The sequence below is a fragment of the Kitasatospora sp. NPDC007106 genome, assembly GCF_040634455.1.
Taxonomy (GTDB): Bacteria; Actinomycetota; Actinomycetes; order Streptomycetales; family Streptomycetaceae; genus Kitasatospora; species Kitasatospora arboriphila.
This window is the reverse complement of record NZ_JBEYFP010001086.1, coordinates 1-1,737: the sequence shown is the minus strand read 5'-3', so window position 1 is coordinate 1,737 and position 1,737 is coordinate 1. Positions and strand designations below refer to the sequence as shown.

The 1,737-nt window shown below is 75.5% G+C and carries 2 protein-coding genes; both read left to right on the top strand.

The features are described from left to right. Positions 1–159 precede the first annotated feature (159 nt). Complete coding sequence (locus ABZ641_RS36020) at positions 160–804, top strand: transglycosylase family protein (RefSeq protein ID WP_359988676.1); 645 nt, start codon at positions 160–162, stop codon at positions 802–804. A gap of 237 nt (positions 805–1,041) precedes the next feature. Then, positions 1,042–1,659: a DUF4232 domain-containing protein gene (locus tag ABZ641_RS36015; RefSeq protein ID WP_359988674.1), complete on the top strand. Its 618-nt coding sequence runs from the start codon at positions 1,042–1,044 to the stop codon at positions 1,657–1,659. Positions 1,660–1,737 lie beyond the last annotated feature (78 nt).

Genomic DNA, 1,737 nt, shown 5'->3' with positions numbered 1-1,737 from the left:
CCCGGGACGACGTGGTGCGGTCGGGTGGCCGGGCACGGCCGGGCGGGTGACCCTTGCGGGATGTCGGCGGGTCCTGGGCGGTCGGGTGTGCCAACGGTGGAGGAGCGGTGCCCCGGGCACCGGCTGCCCGACCGCCGACTTCTCGGGGAGTGTTCCGCCGTGTCCATCGCCCACCGGATCCTGCAGTTACCCCTCGCCCTCGCCGGCGCAGCGGGCCTGTGGACCGCCTTCGCCGGCCCCGCGCAGGCTGCCCCCTCACATGCCGCGTCCGCCGCGGCGGGCACGGTCGCCGGGGCCGCGCCGGCCGCCGTCCAGGGCGTCGACTGGGACCGCATCGCGGCCTGCGAGAGCGGCGGCCGCTGGCACGCCAACACCGGCAACGGCTACTACGGCGGCCTCCAGTTCGACCGGGCCACCTGGCACACCAACGGCGGCACCGCCTACGCGCCCCGCCCCGACCTCGCCACCCGCGAGCAGCAGATCGCCGTCGCCGAACACCTCGCCGCCCACCGCGGCCTCACCCCCTGGCCCACCTGCGGCACCCGCGCCGGCCACAACACCACCGCCCACCACGCGGTGCCCACGCCCCGGCCCGCGCAGCACCCCGCCACCCAGCAGCAGGCCGCCGAACCCGCCCCGGCGGACACCGCCACCGTCGTGGTCCAGGACGGCGACACCCTCGACGCCATCGCCCAGGCACAGCAGGTGGACGGCGGCTGGCCCGCGCTCTACGAGGCCAACCACGACACCATCGGCGACGACCCCGACCTCATCCTGGCCGGCCAGACCCTCCGACTCCCCTGACGGTCCGATTCGGGCGCACGGCAGGCCGAGGACGTCCGCAAGAACGTCGGGTCGGCTCCGGAGCACTCCATGTCCTCGGGCCGCGGGAAGTTCTCCTCCTCAGGCAACCGGCTGAATTGTCATGGCGTCTTCACTCACGACAGCGCACAGCCGGGCCGGCTCTGACGGCCCGTCGGCTGTTCTGACGATCCGGGGGGATCCATGCGTTCGCGTTCTCTGTCGACGATTTCCGTTTCCGTGCTGCTGGCGGGGCTCGGCCTGACGGCCTGCGGTTCCGGCTCGGCGGCTGCTCCGCCGAAGCCCGCCGGGGCCGCGCCGGTGTCCGCCGCGCCGATCGTGGGCCGGTCCGAGCCTCGGACCTCCGTCTCGCCCCCCGCCGGGACCGCGGCGGCGGCGGGTTCCAGCGGCTCGCAGACGCTGCCCAGGTGCTCCGCGCAGGATCTGCGGTGGACGGTCGTCCGCCTCACCGAGGCAGCCGCCGACGAGAAGGATCCGGCGAACGCCGAACTCGTCGCCGTCGACTCCGGCTCCCGCGACTGCGTCCTGGCCGGGTACCCGACGCTCGAGTTCCACCTGGGCAAGGGGCCGGAGGCCACGGGGGTGGGCAAGGGCAGTCCTGCGCCGGTGACGCTGGGCGTGGGCAAGAAGGCGGTGATCGCCCTGCGCTACTCCGAGTTCAACGGCAAGGGGCCGGACACCGGCAATTGCGTGCTCGTCACGGCCGGGGCCGCCGACGTGGTCGCGCCGGGCGACAGCACCGAAGTCCGGGCCCCGGTGGTGGACCGCGCCGGCAGGCCGACGCAGGTCACCATCTGCGGCGACGAGGTCCGGATGAGCCCGCCCGTCGCCCGGTAGGGGCCGCCGCAACCCCCGGCCGAACCGGTGCGGAGCCGGGGATCCCCGCGGCGCCGGCGGTGGACGCGATCGCGCCCG